Raw genomic sequence first — 18,623 nt, 5'->3', positions numbered from 1 at the left:
ATTCGACGGGCTCGAATGCAGGCCGGCTGCGCGAGAGCCCAACAGTGATTAACGCGAGCAATTGATGGAAACGCGGGCGAACTACGTCTTGATCGGGGCTTTCACGCTGGCGGTGATCGCCGCCGCGTTCGGCTTCGTGCTGTGGTTCCAGAGCCTGCACACCACCAAGCAGCGCAGCCCGTTGCGGGTGATCTTCGAGGGGCCGGCATCGGGCCTGCGCAACGGCGGCAACGTCAATTTCAACGGTATCCGAATAGGGGAGGTCGTCTCGGTCAAGCTCGATAACCCGCGCCGCGTGGTCGCGCTGGCGATGATCGAGAACAACGCACCGCTGCGCAAGGACACCCTGGTTGGCCTCGAATTCCAGGGCCTCACCGGCGTCGCGGCGATCTCGCTGAAGGGCGGCGAGGAGGCCGCCCCGCCGGTGCCGCTGGATGAGGACGGCATCCCGGTTTTGACCGCCGACCCCAACGCGCTGCAGGACGTCACCGAAGCGATCCGCGCCACCCTGCAGAACGTCAACCGCATCGTCGCCGACAATCAGCAGTCGGTGAAGAACTCACTGAAGAATCTCGAGGTCTTCACCCAGGCGCTGGCGCGCAATTCCGAGAAGATCGACAACGTCATGCTCAAGGTCGACGGCGTGATGGGCAAGGCCGACAATCTGATGTTGGGTCTCAACGCGATCGCCGGCGGCAACAATGGCAGCGAGCTGAACCTGATGGTGAAGTCGATCCGCGAGCTCGCCGACAACGTCGACAAGCGCACCAATCTCCTGGTCAACGACGGCCGCCGCACGCTGGCCGACATCAGCCGCGCCGTGAACAATTTCGACCGCAATCCCAGCCGGGTGATCTTCGGCGGCAGCAACAACGCCGCACCCGAGCCCGCGCCGGCTCCGGCCGCAGCACCGGCCGGGCCGCGGCGGCGGCAGCAGTGACATGATGGGCGAATGGTGGAGGGCGAATAGCGAGTAGGGTTCGCTGTTGGCCGCACCGCCATTGTGAGCAGCGATAGCGATCTGCCGGAGACATTCATTTAGCCCAAGCAAAAACGGAGACCTCTCGGTCTCCGTTTTTCATTCGCTATTCGCAACTCGCTAGCTTACCCCAGCCGTCCCGCGGCGTGCGCGAGCAGGGTGTAGACCAGCCCGGTCTCCGAGGTCAGGTGGCCAGCCAGCTCCTGCTGGCCACGGCCGTCGCGGGCGACTTCGTCGAGCAGGCGCTCGAACTCGGCGATGTAGCGGTCGACCGTCTGCTTGAAGCCGCGGTCGGCGCGATACTTGCGGGCCACCTCGTCGAAGGCCTTCTGGCCGGCCGGCGTGTAGAGGCGCTTGCTGAACGCCTTGTTCTCGCCGCGCTGGTAGCGATCCCACATCTCGGCCGCCAGGGTGCGGTCCATCAGCCGGCCGATGTCGAGCGACAGCGATTCCAGCGGATTGGCGGCCGGTTGCTGCGGCTGCTGCTGACGGGGGCGCTGCTGGCCCTGCGAGGCAGGCGGCGGCGCGTCGCTGCGGTTGAGCAGGTCGGACAGCCAGCCATCACCGTTGTTGTTGGGTCCAGCGGGGCTGACCGACGGGGCCTCGGTGCGGCGCGAGCTCGCCATGCCGAGATCAGGCGGCGGCAGCGTCGAAGCGCTGTTGCCATTGTCCCGCATCCGTGCGTCGTCGCGCATCCGAACGTCGGCGCGGCCGCCGGCGGCCGCAGCCATCACCGGTTCCTCGTGGCGGACGCTGGCGCGGTTGGTCGAGACCACGTCGAGCCCGCGGCCGTGATGGGCGACGATGCGGTTCAGCTCGGCGAGTGCCTCGATCTGGTCGACGATCACCTTGCGCATCTGCGCAGTGTTTTCGGCGGCCTCCTGCGGCATCTCGAGCACGCCGCGGCGCAGCTCGTTGCGGGTGGCCTCGAGCTCGCTGTGCATCTCGCTCGCCATCTGCTTCATCGCCGTGACCATCGTGGAGAACTTCTCCGTCGAGTCCTTGAACATCGCATCGGTCTCGGCGTTGCTCTGCTGGTAGAGGTCGTTCATCGCGTCGACTGTTTGCTGACGCTCGTTCTCGGCCGCCTGGCGCACCGCCTCGAACTGCCTGCTGATCGCAGCCGAACCGGCGCCGGCGGTCTCCGCCACCACGCGCGCGATGTCGCGGGCGCGCTCCTCGGCGGCACCGAGCGATTCATCGAGCAGCCCGGTGAAGCGCGACAGCCGCTGGTCGAGATCGGTGGTGCGCAGGTCGATAGTGGTGACCAGCGCTTCCAGCGCCGACTTGCGCTCGCTGACGGAGGCCGTCGTCGAACGGTTGGCCTGCTCGACCACGGCAGCCGCATCGATCAGCGCCTTGCCATGGGTTTCGAACTGGCTCGACAGCGCGCCGAGATCTTCCAGCGCCTTGCCGGTCTTGCTGTTGAACACCGTCAGCTGGTCTTCCAGCGTCTGGGTCGCCACGCCGTTGCGCGAGGTGACGTCGTTCATGGCGGACACGAAGTCGGCCACGCGGGTCACCAGCGCGCGCTCCAGCGAGTTGAGGTTGTCGTGGGCGCCGGTCAACACTTCCTGCAGCAGGATGTTGCCCTCGCGCAGCCGCTCGAACAGCGCGACCGTGTCGGTGCGCAGGATCTTGCTGGTCTCCTGCATTTCGGTGACGGCCGAGATCGAGACCTGGCGCGACTGGTCGATCGCCACGCGCGAGGCCTGCTCGAGTTCCTTGAGCGACTTCGACACCGCGCCGGTCGCCTGATCGCCGGCCGAGGTGATGTTGCGCGCGACGTCGCCGCCATGCGCCGCCATCGATTGCGAGAAGGCGAGGCCGCGGGTTTCGATCGCCTTCAGCGCATCGGCAGTGGCGCGATCCATGTCGTTCGACAGCTGCGTGGTCTTGGCGGTCAGCGCCTCGACCAGCGAGCCGCGGCGGCCGTCGACCATCTGCGACAGCCGCTCGGTCTGCTGCTGCACATAGGTGACGATCTCGTCGGTCTTGCCGGTCATCGCCGAGCCGAACGCGCTGGAGGCCGACAGCACCGAACGTTCGATGTCGGCGGAGGTCGTCTTGACCTTGGTCGAGACCTCGTTGGACATGGTGATCAGTGCAGCCTGGGCGTTCTGCGCCGAGGTCTGGATGTTGTCGGTGGTCTTGGCCGTGACCGAACCCAGCGCGCGCTCGATATCGGTCGAGAGCGTGCGGATCTGGGCGGCCGCATCGGCGGAAGTCGCCGCAAACGAGCTCTGGGCCTCGCGGGCGCTGCCCAGGATGGTCTGCGCGGTTTCCGCGCTCGTCGTGGTCAGCGAACGCTCGATCTCGACGGAGATCGCGCGCATCTGGGCCGCGGCCTCGCTGGACGTGGCCACGAACGAGGTCTGGGCATCGCGGGCGCTGCCGAGGATCGACTGGGCGGTGTTGGTGCCGACCGAGGTCAGGGTGCGCTCGACATCGGCTGCCAGCGACTTGACGTGGTTGGCGGCTTCCGTGGAGGCGGTGACGAGAGTGTTCTGCGCCTCGCGGGCGCCGGCCGTCAGCACCTCGACGGTGCCGGAGCCGGCCATCGACAGTGCGCGCTGAATGTCGGAGGCGAGCGCCGACACCTTGGTTGCAGCGTCGGTCGATGCATTGACCAGCGTGCTCTGGGCTTCGCGCGCACCTGACGTGATCGATTCCGCGGTGGCGGAGCCGGCCAGCGACAGCGAGCGCTCCATGTCGGCCGCCAGCGTCCGGACCAGATCGGTGGCCTCGGTCGATGCGCCGGTCAGCGTGCCCTGGGCCTCTCGCGCCGCGGCGACGACGGCTTCCGCGGTGGCGGAGCCGGCCATCGACAGCGAGCGTTCGATATCGGCCGATAGCGTGCGGACCAGATTGGTGGCGTCGGTCGACGCGCCGGCCAGCGTGCTCTGGGCCTCACGGGCGGAGGCGACGATGGATTCCGCAGTCGCGGAGCCGGCGGTCGACAGCGAGTGCTGCATGTCGGCAGCAAGCGAGCGGACCAGATTGGCGGCCTCGGTGGAAGCGCCGGCCAGCGTGCTCTGGGCCTCGCGGGCGGAAGCGACGACGGCTTCGGCGGTGGCGGAGCCGGCCATCGAGAGCGAGCGCTCGACGTCGCTGGCGAGCGACTTCACCTGGCCCGTGACGTCGCTCGAGGTCGCGATCAGCGTGGTCTGGGCCTCGCGGGCACCGGTCATGATCGCTTCGGCGGCGGCAGAGCCGGACATCGACAGCGACTGCTCGACATCGGCGGCGAGCGACTTGACCTGGCTGGCGGCTTCGACCGAGGCAGAGACCAGCGTGGTCTGTGCGTCGCGGGCGCCCGACAGCACGGAGGCTGCGGTGGCGCTGCCGGCCGCCTGCAGTGTGCGCTCGACATCCTCCGACAGCGCCTTGATCTGCGAGGCGACGTCGCCGGAAGCGGAGACCAGCGACACCTGGGCGTCGCGGGCACTGGTGAGGATCGAGTTGGCGGCGGAGGTGCCGACGGCGGTCAGCACGCCCTCGACCTCGGCCGAGCTCAGCTTGAGCTGGTTGCCGACGTCGGCGGACACGGTGAGCAGCGCCTGCTGCGCGGTGCGCGCGCCGGTCTGGATGGTTTCGCTGGTGTTGACCACGAGGTTGGTCAGGGAGCGCTCGGCATCCTCGACATGGGACTTGATGCTCGACGACAGCAGCTCGGCGCGGGACATCAGGTCCTCGCTGGCCTGGCGGCCGCTGCTCTCGATGCGTCCGGCGACAGCCTCGACGCGCGAACCAAGCAGATCCTCGAACTGCGCGACGCGGGTGTCGATGTCGCCGGCGATGACGCCGACGCTGCTCTCGATGCCCTGCTGGATGTCAGCGAAGCGCGCCGAGATGGTGTCGGTCAGGTTCGAGCTGTGGCCACTGATGGTCTCGACGAGGCGCGAGTTGTGACCATTGATGGTGTCGGCGAGGCGGGTGCTGTGGCCGTTGATGGTGTCGACCAGGCGGATGCTGTGGCCGTCGATGGTCTCGGTGACGCCGTTGATACGATGGTCGACCGCGGCGATCGCCTGCACGGTGCCCTCGGTCAGGGTCGTGGTGAGCAGGCCGAGGCGCGAATCGATCGAGTGGATCGCCTGGGTGGCGCCTTCGGTCAGCTGGGTCGCGAGCGTGCCGAGATGGCCGTCGATGGTGTCGGTGACCGACTTGGCGCGGCTCTCGAAGGTGACTTCGAGCGTCTTCATGCGGCCGTCGATCGCATCATCCAGCGACTGAAGGCGGCCGTCGAACGAGCCGATCCTGTTGGCGAGCGAACTGTCGAACGACGACAGCTTGTCGGTCAGCGAGGCGTCGAGATTGGTGACGCGGCTGCCGAGCGTGGTCTCGAACTGGAGCAGACGCTGGTCGAGCGAGGCGGTGATCTCGCCGCTATTGCTGGTGACGCGATGGTCGAAGGTGTCGACATAGGTCTTCAGGCTGTCGGCGATGTCCTGGGTCCGCTGGCCCATGCGCTCGACGATGTCGCCCCCGAAGGTCTTCACCGTGCGGTCGAATTCCGAGATGTGGCGGGTGATCAGCGCGCCGAGCGTGCCGGAGTCGCGGGCGAATTTCTCGGCGAGCTCGCTGCCGTGGTTCTTCACCAGGTCGTCGAACGCGCTCATCTGCAGCGACAGCGAATCGTGCGCGGTCTCGGTCTGGCCCACCACCTTGGCGACCAGCGAATTGACGGTGACGTCGAGCGCCTCGCTCGCCTTGTCGCCGGATGTCATGATCTGGCCGGCGAGGCGGTTGCCGGCGTCGTCGATCTTGCTGACGAGGTCGTTGCTGCGCAGCTCGAGCTCGAGCAGCAGCGAGTCCGCCGAGTTCTTCAGCGAGTCGTGAACCTCTTCGGTGCGGTCGGAGATGCCGTCCACGATGACGGACGAGCGCTGCTCGAACTCGCCGGTGATGCGGTCGATGCGCTCGTTCAGCATCTCGTGGACGCGATCGGCCAGATCGACGAACTCGTCATGGACGTGGCCGGTCTTGAAGTTGAGGCTGGTGGTGAGGCGCTCGGAGGCATCGAGCACCGCGCGCGTGGTCTCGGCGCTGGCTTCCTCGAGGCGGTCGAGCAGGTCGCCGCCGCGCTCGCCGAGCGCGAGGATCATGTTGTCGCCGGCGTGGCTCAGCGCGGTCGTGATGTGCTGGCCGCGCTCTTCCAGCGCGCCGGTGATGCTCTTGGCGACCTCGTCGACGCGCGAGGCGATCGCGTCCGAGATCAGCGCGATGTCGTGGCGCAGGTCGATCTGCACGCCGGAGATCGCGCTGCGCACCTGCTCGGCCTGGCCGACCAGATTGTCGCGCTGGTGGGCGATGTCCTGCAGCAGCGCGCGGATGCGCACCTCATTGTCGGAATAGGCGCGTTCCAGCGCGGCGACCTCGTTGGCAACCAGGGTCTCGAGTTCGCCGGCGCGCGCGATCGCGCGCTCGACGCCGTCGCCCATCGCCGCGACCTCGCGGCGGATCGCCTGGCCGACCGTCACCATGGAATCGGCGGCGGCATTCTCCGGCTCGGAGAAGCGCATCGCGACCTGCGCCATCGATTGCGCGATCATCTGCATGCGCTGACCGTGCGAGGCGAGGCTGGCGAGATAGTAGAACAGCAGCACCGGAACGGCGAACAGCGCGGCGAGGCCGGCGAGCACCAGCACGCCGGTGCCCTGGGCCATCGAAGCCTGCAGCGCCGGCCAGAACGCGATGGTGAGGATGACGCCGCCGAGCAGCCAGGCGCCGGAGCAGACGAAGAACAGCGTGAAGGCGTTGCGGGCGCGGCCTCCCTGCAGCGTCTGCAGCATCTGGCCGATGCTCTCGCGGTCATCATTGGCGGCGCGGCGCGGCGCGCGCGGTTCCTCGATCGGCTCGAACGCCGAACGTTCGGCAGTCGGACGCTGATCGAACGATGTCGCTGAAAAATCCGGAGTTGATGGCGGCAGGCTGGGCGGCGTGGCGCCTTCATTGTGGAGGCTGCGGTTCTCCGCGCCCTGTTCGCTGATGTTGAGGGCTTCCTGGATGGCAGAAAGCGCGACTTCGGTGGGATCTTTGACCTTCTTGGGAGTGTTCGCCATGTTCAGTCTGAGCCCTCTCACTATTTACGCGTCGGCGAGCCTGCGTTCGTCCCCACGCAAGCTCGAAGCCGGTGCCCACAAGCGGAGCGCAAGCGCCCCCTCGGCGGCTTGTCCGCTACATCCGCAAACATCCTATGGGGAGAGTGATGCGAATGAAATGCTTGCGATTAATACTTTCTTAATCATCGTTAACAGCTTTGCGCCATAAGGCCTTATCGGTACTCGAAATTCCTGTCGCAGGACACCGATTGTGTCCGGAAATTGTCCAGAATCGGGCGGATTTGCCGATCATCCCGACAACAATCCGTTAACCAGTTTCGTGATTGGCTGGGTCAACGATCCGCCGGCCAGGGCCGGGCGGAGACGACAGGGACAGGCCATGCCGCTTCATCTCGAACGGGTTGAATGGACGCAATCGCCGCCGCTCGCCCCCAGCGACGGCCCGATCGACGTCGAGCACCTCCGGCGCATGACGCTGGGCGACCCCGAGCTCGAGCGCGAGGTGCTGGCGATGTTCTCGACCCAGTCGGCCCGGATCCTAGGCGAGCTGGCCGCCCTGCCTGCCGAGGCGGCGACCCACGCCCACACCCTGAAGGGATCGGCGCGGGCGATCGGCGCCCTTGGCGTCGCCGAGGCCGCCGCCCGGCTGGAAACGGCGCTGACGGCTGGTTCCGATCCGGCCCAGCCATTGGCCGCGCTCGGGGCCGCGATTGCCGAGGCGCGCACGGCGATCGAGCTGATTCTGGGCCGGTCCTAGGCTCCAACCACCTCCATGAGCCGGCCAGGAGGCTTGCCGGCCGGCTGGCAGCTTTTCGGTCTCCGCGCTAGCGCTGCGCGGACCGACCCGTTATACGACTGCCGGGACCTTTCCATCCATCGTCCGGCGCATTCCGGCAGCACGAGCAATCATGGCCAAAATCCACTTTATCGACCATTCCGGCGAGAAACGCTCCATTGATATCGAGAACGGCGCGACGGTGATGGAAGGCGCGATCCGCAACGCGATTCCCGGCATTGAAGCCGAATGCGGCGGCGCCTGCGCCTGTGCGACCTGCCATGTCTATGTCGATGAAGCGTGGCGCGAGAAGGTCGGCGCGCCGTCGCCGATGGAAGAGGACATGCTGGATTTCGGCTTCGACGTGCGTCCGAACTCGCGGCTGTCCTGCCAGATCAAGGTCACCGACGAACTCGACGGACTGGTCGTGTCGACGCCGGAGCGTCAGGCCTAGCGTTTTTCGGTTCTGATTGAATCAGAACCGAGCTCTGGCTTTTTGTTTTGACGCGTTTTCTTCACGCGAACCGGCGTCCACTTCGCTCGAGAACGCCCTATTCGCCGTCCGGATTCACACCGCGACGGACCCAGCGGCGGAAGTTCTCCTTGACCTCCGCCGGCAGCGGCGTCGGCCTGCGCGTCGCCTCATCGATCATCACCGTGATCGCCTTCGCCGACGCTACGCAGCGCCCTTCCGAAAACACCACCTGATCGAAGGTGGTCGATGTCCGTCCGAATTTGACGAGACCGAGCCCGAGCTCGATCTGGCCCGGCCAGTGCAGCTCGGCGCGGAAATGGATGTCGAGGCGCACCATGATCCAGCTGAGCCCCGCCGGCATCAGCCCCATGCTGCGGTCCTTCACCAGCGTGACGCGGCCAGTTTCAAAATAGCTTGCATAGACGGCGTTGTTGACGTGCCCGTTGGGGTCGAGATCGGCAAAGCGCACATTGTCGGACAGACGATAGGGGAAGTCTTCCAGGCGCGGCGCATCGTCAGCACGGACAGGGGCATTCACGAGGGGGATCTCCGTCGGTTTCCCGTCCATACAGCCGAGTTGCGCAGGCTCGGCAAGGGGTTGCCGCGCCAGCCGCTGTCCCTATTATGCATGTCCCGATCCGGCCAGCTTGGCTGGACAGGCGAAAGCCGTCCAGTCGATCTCAACTGAAAAGAAGCGGACATGAGCGAAGCGATCAAGACCGATGTGCTGATTATTGGCGCGGGCCCCTGCGGGCTATTCGCCGTGTTCGAACTGGGCCTGCTCGACATGAAGGTGCATCTGGTCGACATCCTCGACAAGATCGGCGGCCAGTGCGCCGAGCTTTATCCGGAGAAGCCGATCTACGATATTCCCGGTATTCCGTTCGTCACCGGCCAGGGCCTCACCGAGCAGCTGCTGGAGCAGATCAAGCCGTTCGGCCCGACCTTCCATCTCAACGAGATGGTGGAGAGCATCGAGAAGATCGGCGATCCCTTGTTCCGCGTGAAGACCGATGCCGGCAAGGAGTTCGAGGCCAAGGTCGTGGTGATCTCGGCCGGCGGTGGTTCGTTCCAGCCGAAGCGACCGCCGGTGCCGGGCATCGAGGCCTATGAAGGTACTTCGGTGTTTTATGCGGTGCGCAAGATGGAGCAGTTCCGCGACAAGAGCATCCTGATCGTCGGCGGCGGCGACTCCGCGCTCGACTGGACGCTCAACCTGCATCCGATCGCCAAGCGCATCACGCTCTTGCACCGGCGCGACGATTTCCGCGCGGCGCCGCACAGCGTCGAGCAGATGCGCACGCTGGTCGCCGACGGCAAGATGGATTTGAAGATCGGACAGGTCACGGGGCTCGAAGGCGCCAACGGTCAGCTCTCGGGCGCCGCGCTGAAGGGCAACGACAATGCGCTGTCGACGATTGCCTGCGATACGATGCTGCCGTTCTTCGGGCTCACAATGAAGCTCGGCCCGGTCGCGAACTGGGGCGTGGCGCTGGAGAACAATCTCGTGCCGGTCGACACCGCGGCGTTCGAGACCAACGTTTCAGGCATCTTCGCGATCGGCGACATCAACACCTATCCGGGCAAGCTGAAGCTCATCCTCTCCGGCTTCCACGAGGGGGCGCTGATGGCGCAGAAGGCGCATCGCTACGTCTATCCGGACAAGCGGCTGGTGTTCCAGTACACAACCTCGTCATCAAGTTTGCAGAAGAAGCTTGGCGTGAACTGATTCCGCTCCAACAGCGACTAATGCCAGGGGCATGGGCCTGTTCCTGCGCGGGGTGGGTACTGGAACACTCCGCGAAATGGCCGTAGTCTGCGGCTATTCGGGTTTGTCGATTGATCAGGTGATGATGATGCGGAACACGCTGTCCAGACTTCGGCTGATCTTTGCGATCGCCACGGCCTTTGCGTTGGCGGCTCCGCTTGCCGCCTCGGCGGCCGAGCTGTCGGCAGCCGGCCTCTGGCAGAAGCTGGAAGACGGCAAGCCGGAGGGCTGGTTCCTGGTGGTCGAGCGCAACGGCGTGTACGAGGGCATGATCGCGAAGATGTTCGCATCGCCCGACGATCCGCCCAATCCGGTCTGCTCGAAATGCACCGACGATCGCAAGGATATGCCGTGGCTCGGCATTCCCCTGATCCGCGACATGAAGCGCAACGGGCTCGCCTATGAGGGCGGCAACGTGCTCGATCCGCGCAACGGCAAGATCTACAAGGCCAAGATGACGCTGAGCGCCGATGGGCAGACACTGACCATGCGCGGCTATCTCGGCATCTCGCTGTTCGGCAAGGACGAGGTCTGGACCCGGCTGCCGGACACGGCGATGGCGCAGCTCGATCCCGCGATCGTCGCGAAGTATCTGCCGGCGCAGGCCGCGGCGATGAAGCAGCCGCCGCCACAGCCGCTGAAGAAGCGCTAAGTCTCGCTTCCAATCCGGTTTGTTGTGTTCGGTGTGCGTGCAAGCCTGCGCGCACGAACGATTTCAGCTCGAGCCATTGAAGGCTGCACTGGGCTCCGCAACAGTCTGACCGGCGATCTCGTCGGCCCGCCAGCAGCGGACGGCGTGTCCGTCGGGACGTACGTCAAGCGATGGCGCGGGCGCGCGACGGCACACCGCCTCGGCATGACGACAGCGCGGGTTGAACGCGCATCCGTCCGGCGGATTGAGCGGACTGGGCGGCTCGCCCCTCGTGGTCGCGAGCGGTGCGCGGCGCAGCGGATCGGGAATCGCCGATATCAGGGTTTGCGTATAGGGGTGCGCCGGCCGTTCGAAGATTTCGCGCCAGTCGCCGCTTTCCACGATACGGCCGAGATACATCACGGCGACGCGGTCGCTCATGTGCTCGACGACACCGAGGTCATGGCTGATCATGATGTAGGAGAGGCCGAGCGTTTCCTTCAACTCCAGCAGCAGATTGATGATCTGGGCCCGGATCGAGACATCCAGCGCCGATACCGGCTCGTCACAGATGACGATCCTGGGATTGAGGATCAGTGCGCGCGCGATGCCGATGCGTTGGCGTTGGCCGCCGGAGAATTCATGCGGGTAGCGGCCGGCTTGCTCGGGCCGCAGCCCGACGTGGCTGAGCATCGCCTCGATGCGTCCGTCGATCTCGCTTTTGGCCGTCATGCCGTGCAGCCGCAGCGGCGCTTCGAGCGTGCGACGGACGCTCTGGCGCGGATTGAGCGAAGCGTAGGGATCCTGAAACACGATCTGGACGATGCGGGCCAAAGCCATTCGATCGAGCGATTGACCGCCGGTGACGACCTGGCCGTCGAGCACGATGCGGCCGCGCGTCGGCGTCTGCAAGCCAAGGATCGACAGCGCGACCGTCGACTTGCCGCAGCCGGATTCGCCGACCAGGCCGAGGCATTCACCGCGCTTCAACTCGAGATCGACGCCGTCGACCGCGCGCAAGAGCCGCCGGCCGCCGCCTCGCAAGCCGCCGCCAATCGGATAATGGACCGCGAGATCCTCGACGCGGAGGATGACATCGTCGGCGGAGCCGTGCGCAGCGTCATGCATGGTGATGGCACCTGACGAGCCCGCCGTCTCCGAGCCGCGTCGTCTCCGGCGCGGTGCTCCGGCAAATCTCGGTTGCCTGCATGCAGCGTGGATTGAACCGGCAGCCCGCCGGGAAATCCGCAATTGCCGGAACGACGCCCGCGATCTCCTTGAGCTTGCTCCGGCCGAGTGCCGCACGCGTGCCGAGCCGCGGCAGCGAGTCGACCAGGCCTTTGGTGTAAGGATGCGCAGATGCGCGGAAAAGCGCGTCCGAGCCGCGCTCCTCGACAATGCGGCCGGCATACATCACCGCGACACGGCGGCAGACGTTGGCGACCAGGCCCAGATCGTGGCTGATCATCAGGATCGCCGTGCCTCGCTCGGCGCATAAGTTGCGCATCAGTTCGATGATCTCCGCCTGCACGGTCACATCAAGCGCGGTGGTCGGCTCGTCGGCAATTAGGAGATCGGGCCCGCATGCGAGTGCGATGGCGATCATCACGCGCTGACGCATGCCGCCCGAAAGCTGGTGCGGGTAATCCTTCACCCTTCGTTCGGGCGCCGGGACGCGGACGCTCGCCAGCGCCTCGACGGCGAGCCGATCGGCTTCACGCCAGCTCTTGCCCTGATGCAACACGAACATCTCCGCGATCTGCCGGCCGATCGGCGAGACCGGATTGAGCGCGGTCATCGGCTCCTGGAAGATCATGGCGATGCGATTGCCGCGTAGCGCGCGTTGTTCGGCCGCCGGAAGGCCCTGGATCTCGCGGCCGTCGAAGCGGATCGCGCCGGCGCCGATCGAAAGCGGCCGGCGCAACAAGCCGATCAGAGCGAGCGCCGAGATGCTCTTGCCGCAGCCGGATTCCCCGACAAGGCCGAATGTCTCGCCGCGATCGATGCGGAATGAAACGCCCTCGACCGCCGCAGTCCGGCGGGACCCATCGTCGAGGTCGATGCGCAGGCCGTCGACTTCGATGAGGGGAGGGGCCGTCATGTACGCCGGCTCCGCGACTGTGGATCGAGGATATCACGCAGGCCGTCGCCGAGTAGATTGAGGCCGAGCACCGTCAGGAAGATGGCGAGGCCAGGGAAAACCGAGAGCCAAGGCGCCGTGGTGATCTGGTCGCGGGCCTCCGACAGCATGCTGCCCCAGCTCGGATAGGGCGGTCGGATGCCGAGGCCGAGGAACGAAAGCGCAGCTTCCGCCAATATCGCGCCGCCCATGCCCAGCGTGCTGATGACGATGATGGGGCCGAGCATGTTGGGCAGCAGCTGGGTGATCATGATGCGGAGATCGCCGTAGCCCAGCACTTTTGCCGCCTGCACATAGCCCTGGCTCTTGAGCGACAAGGCCGATGCCCGTGCGATCCGGCACGAGAACGACCAGTTGGTCAGCCCGAGCGCGATCAGCAGGCTGGTCAGGCCGGGTCCGAGCACCGCCATGATGGCGAGCGCGAAGATCAGCGAGGGGATCGCGAGCATCAGATTGGTCAGGGCGTTGACGACATCGTCCCACCAGCCGCCCCAATAGCCCGCAGTCAGGCCCAACGTCACGCCGATCACGCTGTTGACGAGCTGCGAGACGATGCCGACCGTCAGCGAGATGCGCGCGCCGTGCACGACGCGGGAATAGATATCGCGCCCCTGCGCATCGGTGCCGAACCACCAGATCCAGCTCGGCGGCTCCTCCGCATTCATCAAATTGGCGCCCATGACCGGGTCCGTATGCGCCAGCCAGGGCGCGAACAGGCCGACGAAGATCGCAAGCGCGAACAGCACCCCGCCGATGATCGTGCTGGTGCCAAGCTTCATCGCGGCCGCTCCGGCGTGACGGGCCGCACGGCCGATCGTAAGCTGGCGTGATGAAGCTGACCGCCGCTCATGCGTATCTGATCCTCGGATCGATCACGCCGTAGAGCAGGTCAATCAGGGTATTGACCGCGAGAAAGAACAGCACCACCACGAGAATGGTGCCTTGCACGGCGGGAATGTCGCGCTGCAGGACGCTGTCGACCAGCAATGAGCCGATCCCCGGCCATGAGAACAGTTTTTCGACCACGACCGCTTGCCCCATCACGGCGCCGAATTGCAGGCCGATCACCGTGAGAATGATGACGAGCGCATTGCGCATCACGTGCCAGGTCACGACCCGGGTTTCGCTCATGCCCTTCGAGCGCGCGGTCCGGACAAAATCCGCGGTCATGATCTCGAGGACCGCGGCGCGCGTCGTCCGCGCCAGCAGCGCCATCGGCGAGACGCCGAGTGTCACGGCAGGCAGCAGCAGGTATTTCAGCCCGCCGTCGCCATAGCCGAAACTCGGCAGCCAGCCGAGCTTCAATGCAAACAGATACATCAGCAGCAGCCCGAGCCAGAATTTGGCCATCGAGAGGCCGGACACCGCCAGCACCATCGAGACTGTGTCGACGATACTGCCCGGCCGCAGTGCCGCGACGAAACCGAGCGGGACGCCGACCGCGACAGCAAATGCCAGCGCTGCGAAGATCAATTGCAGCGTCGGCCACATCCGTTTCGCGATCATGGTCGTGACCGGCTCGCGGGTCCGGAACGAGGTCCCGAAATCGCCCATCGTGAGCTTGGCGATATAGGAGCCGAAACGGACGTAGACGGGATCGTCGAGGCCGAGCTGCTTCTTCATGCGTTCCACGACCTGCGGGTCGGTGGGACCGCGGCCGTCGTCGCCCATGCTCGACGCGATGCTGCCCGGCACGATGCTGAACAGCACGAAGATCAGCAGCACGACGGCCAGCACGGTTGGAATGGTCTGGAGGACTCGACGGATCGCGAAGGACAGCATTGGACGTTTTCCTCACTCCCTCCGTCGTTGCGCGCGATGGAGGGAGAGCGATGGTGCGGTCACTTCGCCGGCGAGGTGTCGTCGACCCAGAGGTCTTCGACGTTCTGATGGGTCAGTTCCGTCGCGTCCAGCTGGATGCCCTTGAGCCAGGGCTGCACCGCCATCACAGCCTTGTTGTAGTTGAAGAACCAGACCGGCGCTTCCTCCTGGAGCAGCGCATTGGCCTTTTGCAGCTGCTGGACGCGCTTTGCGGCGTCGTCGGTCTGCCCGGCCTCATCGATCAATTTGTCGAAGTCGGCATTCTTGAAGGTCGTGTAGTTGCAGGCCGATTGCGGCGTCGCCGAGTGGAAGCATTTCAGCGCGGCCTGCGGATCCGGGCCGGTCGCCTGGGAATAGATGAAGGCCTGGAAGTCGCCCTTGCGAATGACCTCGGCCAGCACCGCGGTCTCGACCTGCTTGACCTTCACCTTGATGCCGACCTTGTCCAGCATCGGGATGGCGGCTTCGACGATCGGCAAGCCCCAGCTTTCGTTCTGGCTGGTGGTCCATTCGAATTCAAAGCCGTTGGGATAGCCCGCGTCCGCAAGCAGTTGCTTCGCCTTCGCGGGATCGTAGGGGTAGGGCTTCATGCTCTTGTCGTACGCAGGCGAGGTCAGCGGCAGCCAGCTGGTGGCGCGATAGGCCTTGCCTTTGACCAGCTTTTTGATGATCAGATCGGTATCGATCGCATAATTGATGGCCTGCCGGACCCGCTTGTCGGCGAACGGCTTGAAGGTCGGATTCATCCCCATGTAGCGCGTGAAGACCTCGGCGACCTCGACGATGGTGCCCTTGAGGTCGGGGTCGGCCTGATAGGCGACATACTGCGCGGGCCCGAGCACCGAGGTGTCGATCTCCTTGTTGCGGAAGGCGACGTCACGCGCGGCGGCTTCACCCATCAGCGAGATCACGATCCTGTCGGCGTAGGGCTTGCCGGGCTTGTAGAACCGGTCCCACCGGTCCAGCACGATGCGCGATCCCGGCACGTGCTCGACGAATTTGAACGGACCAAGACCGATCGGCTTCTGGATGAAGCTCTCCTTCGCGGCCTCATCGGCGGGATAGATCGAGGTCAACGCGGTGAAGAAATAGAACGCCGGATCGACCTTCTCGGTCAGCTTCATTTCGAGGGTGAAGTCGTCGATCTTCTTCAGGCCGGAGATTTCCTTGGCCTGGCCCTTCTCGACCTCGGCGGCGCCCTCGATGACGCGGACAAAGCGCGCGCCGGGATAGGCCTTGGTGCCGTCCATGATCCGATTGTAGGACCAGATGATGTCATCGGCCGTCATCTTGCGGCCGTTGTGGAAGTAGGCGTCGTCGCGCAGCTTGAAGGTATAGATGAGACCGCCGCCCGAGACGGTGACCTCCTTGGCCAGTTCCAGAACCGGTTTGCCCTCGGTCGAGTCCCAGATGTAGAGCGAGCGGTGCAGGGCCTTGGCGTAGATCTCGTCCTGGGCGCGCGGGGTGGTGTGGATGTCCATGCTGGTGAAGCTTGAGCCGTAGGGCGCCGTCATTCGAATGGTGCCGCCCTTGCGCGGGGTCTGGGCCTCCGCCGCGCTCGATAGGGCCAGTGCCAATCCGGCCACGATCGCAATCTGCCTGAACATCATGCTTCCCCAACTGGAGTATCGACCAGCGAGTTGACCACCCGCAGCACATCGAGCGCAAGGCGCACGTTTGCTGTTGATGGCGATCGGGTCCAATAGGTGTGGAACGCTCGACGCGAGGGCAGGATGACCATCAGGAGCCCGGCGCATGAAAAGCGCAGGGCGAGGACCGTGCACATCCAGAGTTGCAATGGCAGAACGCGCGCTGCAGTTGAATTGGCCGCGCTCACATCTTCGGTCTGCAGGTGCGCGGTATTTAAGTGATTGCTATTGAATGAAATTTGGCTCGGCGGATCGCCAGTTCAGCGCTGTTCCGGCGCAGTCGGCAGCGGGGCCACCGGCTCGGAAATCACCTCGGGCACGGCGGTGTTCAACTGCAGAACGGTGGCGGCGGCCGGCACCGCGGCATCGGCCATCGCTGCGTGGCCTTCCGCGGTGGGGTGCACCGCGCCGCCATACACCGCCGATAGGATGCCCCATGTCGCGTCGTGGATGTCGGTTGGCTGCATCGAGGACGGCAGGCCCTGCGGGTAGGTCATCGCGGCGAAATAGCTGTCATTGGCGTCGCGGATCCAGCGTGCGCGCGGCAGATAGGCGCGGTACTCGCCGGCACTGCGGCCGCATTTGAGCGGCTGGTTGGCCGCGGCGACGATGTCGGATTCGAAACTGTCGCCATTCGCGGCGAAGCAGTCGCGGTCGAACTCCGGATCGGTCGAGGCGCGCGCGCAGAAGCCGTGGCTTGCGAACGCATCCTGATGCGCATCGACGAAGGTCATGCGGTCGGCGCGCGGATTGCGGCAGATGATGCCGGACTGGCACTGCGCGAGTGCCTTGATCTGCGGCAGGAACTCGTTCTGCACGAAGGTCGAGACCTCCGCGAGCCGTCGCGGATCGGCCTTGAAGGCGGGATGGATCTCGAAGCCGGCGCGGCCGCCGGGGCACGGCGTGCCGCCATTGGCCAGCGCCGGATTGGCGTAAGCCGTGTAGATCACGTGCGAGAGGTCGCCGCCGACCAGCGGCTTCAGCGCCTCGCGCAGCTTGGCAAAGCCGGCCGGCAGGTCGCGCGCCAGTGCCGAGCGGGCATCGTCGACGCTCGCCAGCGAGCCGCCTTGGCTGAACAGCGCGCGTTCGGTCGGGGTGTCGACGATCACGTTGGAGACGAGGCCGGAGAAGTAGATGTCGTTGGCGCCGATCGACAGCAGCACGAGGTCGAGCGTGCGGTCCGGCTGTCGGCGCTTGGCAGCGGCGAGCGCTGTGCGCAACTCCGCGATCTGGCCGTTGACGGTGCCGGAGCAGGTGTTGGCGGTCTTGGTCGGCAGGCATTCTCGCGCCTGCTGCGAGCCGAGCAGGCCGTCGGCGATGCTGGCGCCGGTGCAGGCCAGCGGCAGATAGGTCACCGCGATGTGCGGGTATTGCACGGCGAGCGCAAGCGCGGTGCGGGTCTGGTAGCTGTACAGCGAGCGGTGACACGCCGAGTTGAGCCACAGCGCGCTCTGGCGCTGCCAGTTGGTCAGGGTATCCGGCGCCTCGCAGGCGCGGCCGCCTTTGTAGCCGGCGCGGCTCGGCCGGTAATATTGCGCGCCGCCGAGATAGGAGCGGAAGCAGAACCCCTCGTCGGAGAGCGCGATCGCGCGGTCGGGATTGCCCTCGCCGGATGCGATGCTGTCGCCGAGGCCCGCGATCAGCAAGTCACGCACCGCGATCTGGGTCGTGACGCGCTGGTTGGACTCCGCGCCGCTCGCGACGTCGACGGTCGCAACCGTGGTGCGGCCGTAGCGAACGCGCAGGTTGACCGGCTCGGCGCAATCGAAGGTCTGGGATTGCGGCCCGTCGCCGTCGTCGAACGACCAGGCGCAGGTGGCACCGACCGGAACCGGGCCGGTGAGCCGCACGGTGATCGGGTGATCGATCGGCGTCAGATAGCTTTCCTTGACGTTATCGCGGGTGCAGGGCTCGTTGACGCGACCTTGCAGGTCGATGCAGAGCCGGTTGACCGTGTTGCGGGCCCAGCCGCGGCCGTCGCTCTGCAGTTCCAGCGCCTGTTCCGAGGCCAGCACGCTGCGGCCGAGCCCGCTTTCGACATGCAGGCGGAAGTCGCGTTCCTCGCGGAACAGGCGGAAGCGGTTGCGGACCTCCCAGGAGATCTGCATCTGGCTGTCGTCCTGCGCCTCCGCGGCCGAGGCGAATACGGCCGCCAGCGCGCTGCCGAGCAGCACGCTGCAGACCGTCACGCGAAACGAAAATCGAACCAAAAAGCCAATCATGGCGCGGTTTGACGCGAGTGGTACGGCGAAAATAAGAGAAGCGGCTGCGGGGATCGAAAATCCGGGACCGAAAGACCGGGGCGAGGCGCCGAAGCGTT

Annotated in this window: 13 protein-coding genes; 5 read left to right on the top strand and 8 right to left on the bottom strand. The window is 65.7% G+C overall.

Annotation, left to right across the window (positions count from 1 at the left end):
* Positions 1–64: 64 nt before the first annotated feature.
* Complete coding sequence (locus JQ616_RS15715; RefSeq protein WP_212015674.1) at positions 65–940, top strand: MlaD family protein; 876 nt, start codon at positions 65–67, stop codon at positions 938–940.
* A gap of 164 nt (positions 941–1,104) precedes the next feature.
* Here the strand turns inward: JQ616_RS15715 and JQ616_RS15710 are convergent, their stop codons facing one another.
* Entirely contained in the window at positions 1,105–7,044 is a 5,940-nt protein-coding gene (locus JQ616_RS15710; RefSeq protein WP_212015672.1) for a negative regulator of septation ring formation, read from the bottom strand.
* A gap of 250 nt (positions 7,045–7,294) precedes the next feature.
* Between JQ616_RS15710 and JQ616_RS15705 the strand changes: the two genes are divergently transcribed.
* On the top strand, positions 7,295–7,801 hold the full coding sequence (locus tag JQ616_RS15705) for an Hpt domain-containing protein (protein ID WP_433995973.1): 507 nt from the start codon (positions 7,295–7,297) through the stop codon (positions 7,799–7,801).
* A 151-nt stretch (positions 7,802–7,952) separates the two neighbouring features.
* Positions 7,953–8,273: a 2Fe-2S iron-sulfur cluster-binding protein gene (locus JQ616_RS15700; protein WP_021078007.1), complete on the top strand. Its 321-nt coding sequence runs from the start codon at positions 7,953–7,955 to the stop codon at positions 8,271–8,273.
* A 97-nt stretch (positions 8,274–8,370) separates the two neighbouring features.
* Here the strand turns inward: JQ616_RS15700 and JQ616_RS15695 are convergent, their stop codons facing one another.
* Positions 8,371–8,832, bottom strand: coding sequence for an acyl-CoA thioesterase (locus tag JQ616_RS15695; protein ID WP_212015670.1), 462 nt, complete (start codon positions 8,830–8,832; stop codon positions 8,371–8,373).
* 162 nt (positions 8,833–8,994) lie between these two features.
* Between JQ616_RS15695 and JQ616_RS15690 the strand changes: the two genes are divergently transcribed.
* Both JQ616_RS15690 and JQ616_RS15685 read left to right on the top strand, forming a co-directional pair.
* Entirely contained in the window at positions 8,995–10,023 is a 1,029-nt protein-coding gene (locus tag JQ616_RS15690; RefSeq protein ID WP_212015668.1) for an NAD(P)/FAD-dependent oxidoreductase, read from the top strand.
* Positions 10,024–10,150: 127 nt separating this feature from the next.
* Complete coding sequence (locus tag JQ616_RS15685; protein WP_433995979.1) at positions 10,151–10,714, top strand: DUF2147 domain-containing protein; 564 nt, start codon at positions 10,151–10,153, stop codon at positions 10,712–10,714.
* 63 nt (positions 10,715–10,777) lie between these two features.
* Here JQ616_RS15685 and JQ616_RS15680 read toward each other — a convergent pair whose 3' ends face one another.
* From JQ616_RS15680 to JQ616_RS15655, 6 genes are all read right to left on the bottom strand, one after another.
* Positions 10,778–11,821: an ABC transporter ATP-binding protein gene (locus JQ616_RS15680; protein ID WP_212015666.1), complete on the bottom strand. Its 1,044-nt coding sequence runs from the start codon at positions 11,819–11,821 to the stop codon at positions 10,778–10,780.
* Positions 11,814–12,794, bottom strand: a complete 981-nt coding sequence (locus JQ616_RS15675) for an ABC transporter ATP-binding protein (protein WP_212015664.1) — start codon at positions 12,792–12,794, stop codon at positions 11,814–11,816. Before JQ616_RS15675 ends, JQ616_RS15680 begins: the two co-directional genes overlap by 8 nt.
* Positions 12,791–13,612 (bottom strand): ABC transporter permease, encoded by an 822-nt coding sequence (locus JQ616_RS15670; RefSeq protein WP_212015662.1) that lies wholly within the window; start codon positions 13,610–13,612, stop codon positions 12,791–12,793. Before JQ616_RS15670 ends, JQ616_RS15675 begins: the two co-directional genes overlap by 4 nt.
* Positions 13,613–13,679: 67 nt before the next feature.
* Positions 13,680–14,615: an ABC transporter permease gene (locus tag JQ616_RS15665; protein ID WP_212015660.1), complete on the bottom strand. Its 936-nt coding sequence runs from the start codon at positions 14,613–14,615 to the stop codon at positions 13,680–13,682.
* Positions 14,616–14,674: 59 nt separating this feature from the next.
* Complete coding sequence (locus tag JQ616_RS15660; RefSeq protein WP_212015658.1) at positions 14,675–16,264, bottom strand: ABC transporter substrate-binding protein; 1,590 nt, start codon at positions 16,262–16,264, stop codon at positions 14,675–14,677.
* Positions 16,265–16,563: 299 nt separating this feature from the next.
* Positions 16,564–18,525: a hypothetical protein gene (locus JQ616_RS15655; RefSeq protein WP_212015656.1), complete on the bottom strand. Its 1,962-nt coding sequence runs from the start codon at positions 18,523–18,525 to the stop codon at positions 16,564–16,566.
* Between the last annotated feature and the right edge of the window lie 98 nt (positions 18,526–18,623).

It is taken from the genome of Bradyrhizobium tropiciagri, from assembly GCF_018130545.1.
Taxonomy (GTDB): domain Bacteria; phylum Pseudomonadota; class Alphaproteobacteria; order Rhizobiales; family Xanthobacteraceae; genus Bradyrhizobium; species Bradyrhizobium tropiciagri_A.
Note: the sequence above shows the minus strand (reverse complement) of the source record. Positions and strands in the feature narration are given on the sequence as shown.

What these genes read in the sequence shown, in the direction of transcription:
- JQ616_RS15715 (WP_212015674.1), top strand. Translation starts at nt 65, where the DNA reads ATGGAAACGCGGGCGAACTACGTCTTGATCGGGGCTTTCACGCTGGCG.
- JQ616_RS15710 (WP_212015672.1), bottom strand. Translation starts at nt 7,044, where the DNA reads ATGGCGAACACTCCCAAGAAGGTCAAAGATCCCACCGAAGTCGCGCTT.
- JQ616_RS15700 (WP_021078007.1), top strand. Translation starts at nt 7,953, where the DNA reads ATGGCCAAAATCCACTTTATCGACCATTCCGGCGAGAAACGCTCCATT.
- JQ616_RS15690 (WP_212015668.1), top strand. Translation starts at nt 8,995, where the DNA reads ATGAGCGAAGCGATCAAGACCGATGTGCTGATTATTGGCGCGGGCCCC.
- JQ616_RS15685 (WP_433995979.1), top strand. Translation starts at nt 10,151, where the DNA reads ATGCGGAACACGCTGTCCAGACTTCGGCTGATCTTTGCGATCGCCACG.
- JQ616_RS15680 (WP_212015666.1), bottom strand. Translation starts at nt 11,821, where the DNA reads ATGCATGACGCTGCGCACGGCTCCGCCGACGATGTCATCCTCCGCGTC.
- JQ616_RS15675 (WP_212015664.1), bottom strand. Translation starts at nt 12,794, where the DNA reads ATGACGGCCCCTCCCCTCATCGAAGTCGACGGCCTGCGCATCGACCTC.
- JQ616_RS15670 (WP_212015662.1), bottom strand. Translation starts at nt 13,612, where the DNA reads ATGAAGCTTGGCACCAGCACGATCATCGGCGGGGTGCTGTTCGCGCTT.
- JQ616_RS15665 (WP_212015660.1), bottom strand. Translation starts at nt 14,615, where the DNA reads ATGCTGTCCTTCGCGATCCGTCGAGTCCTCCAGACCATTCCAACCGTG.
- JQ616_RS15660 (WP_212015658.1), bottom strand. Translation starts at nt 16,264, where the DNA reads ATGATGTTCAGGCAGATTGCGATCGTGGCCGGATTGGCACTGGCCCTA.
- JQ616_RS15655 (WP_212015656.1), bottom strand. Translation starts at nt 18,525, where the DNA reads ATGATTGGCTTTTTGGTTCGATTTTCGTTTCGCGTGACGGTCTGCAGC.